This is a genomic window from Henriciella sp., from assembly GCF_049649345.1.
GTDB lineage: Bacteria > Pseudomonadota > Alphaproteobacteria > Caulobacterales > Hyphomonadaceae > Henriciella.
This window is the reverse complement of the sequence record NZ_JBARZC010000580.1, coordinates 1-1661: the sequence shown is the minus strand read 5'-3', so window position 1 is coordinate 1661 and position 1661 is coordinate 1. Positions and strand designations below refer to the sequence as shown.

General features: G+C 60.1%; 2 protein-coding genes. One reads left to right on the top strand and one right to left on the bottom strand.

Translation table 11 applies throughout. The features are described from left to right. Positions 1–361 (bottom strand): TAXI family TRAP transporter solute-binding subunit (locus WA989_RS16045; RefSeq protein WP_424341485.1); only part of this gene is annotated, 361 nt, incomplete at its 3' end. A gap of 201 nt (positions 362–562) precedes the next feature. Here WA989_RS16045 and WA989_RS16040 point away from each other — a divergent pair. Then, a partial coding sequence (locus WA989_RS16040) for an ATP-dependent metallopeptidase FtsH/Yme1/Tma family protein (RefSeq protein ID WP_424341484.1) occupies positions 563–1661 on the top strand: 1099 nt, incomplete at its 3' end.

The window sequence follows — 1661 nt, the reverse complement described above, 5'->3', positions numbered from 1 at the left end:
CGACACTTGCACGCGCAAAAACCCAGAACGGCTCATGAAACATGCCCGCAAGCGAGCGCAGCTCTTCATCCTCGTCTTCGCCTGCCAGTCCGCCCTGAACAAAGGCGACATCGGCATCCCCGCTCATCAGCAGTTCGATATTTTCCAGCGACCCGCGCGTTTCAAGCACCTCCACCTCGACATCATTCTCGGCAAGCCGGTCCTTGTACTCCTGCGCCAGCGCGTAATAAGCCCCGCCGGAGCCGCCAGACGCGAAAGTGATCTTCGAGGGCGGCGCAGGGTCGATCAGGGACAGCGCCAGCCAGATGCTCACAATGGCGAGCACGGCCAGAGGCCCATACACCTTCAATGCATCCTTCATGCGCTTTTCCATGGCTGCACCCACCCGAGCCCGAACCTAGACCGATCAGGCGCGCCGCGTCGAGTGAGATTTAGGCTCGAGCTGGCCAACAGGCGGTCTGTTGAAGCAATTGCAGACACTTAACCGCTATTTGAGTCGTTTTCTGCTATAAGTGCTCCTATGTTAGACGGGTAGAAAACCCAAGAACCGACGGAATCAGACATGAACATGCGTAATCTCGCAGTATGGGGACTAATTGCAGCGCTGGTCGTTGCCATGATGATCGCCATGCAAGGCTCGTCCGTGGCGGTCGGCTCCGAAAAGGTGCCGATTTCTGAACTGCGCCAGATGGCGACACAAAATCAGCTTCAGGAAGTCACGGTCACCAATGACAGGGTCACCGCGACCACAAACACGGGCGATACGTTTTACGCAGAAAAACTGCCCACCAATATCGAGGCCTCCACCTGGTTCGCAGATCAAGGCGTTCAGGTGACCGAAGATGCCGAAACAGGCTTCAGCCTGGGCGGGCTTCTTCTCAATCTCCTGCCGCTGATCCTGATCCTCGGCCTGTTTCTCTTCCTGATGCGTCAGATGCAGGGCGGCGGCGGTGGCCGCGGCGCGATGAGCTTCGGCAAGTCCCGTGCCCGCATGCTGACCGAAAAGTCAGGCCGCGTGACCTTTGACGATGTCGCAGGCGTTGATGAAGCCAAGGAAGAGCTGCAGGAAGTCGTTGAGTTCCTGCGCGATCCGGCCCGTTTCCAGCGCCTCGGCGGCAAGATCCCCAAGGGCGCCCTTCTCGTTGGCCCTCCCGGCACCGGTAAGACGCTGCTTGCCCGCGCTGTTGCTGGCGAAGCCGGCGTGCCCTTCTTCACGATTTCCGGTTCGGACTTTGTCGAGATGTTCGTCGGTGTCGGCGCAAGCCGCGTCCGCGACATGTTCGAGCAGGCGAAACGCAATGCACCGTGCATCATCTTCATCGACGAGATCGATGCGGTCGGCCGCTCGCGCGGCGCCGGTCTTGGCGGCGGCAATGATGAGCGCGAACAGACTCTCAACCAGCTGCTGGTCGAGATGGACGGCTTCGAGGCCAATGATGGCATTATTATTGTCGCGGCGACCAACCGCCCGGATGTGCTGGACCCTGCGCTTCTGCGTCCCGGCCGTTTCGACCGCCAGGTCACCGTCGGCAATCCTGACATCATCGGCCGCGAAAAGATCCTCAAGGTTCACATGCGCAATGTGCCGCTGGCCAAGGATGTGAACCCGAAAGTCATCGCGCGCGGTACACCGGGCTTCTCCGGCGCGGACCTCGCCAACC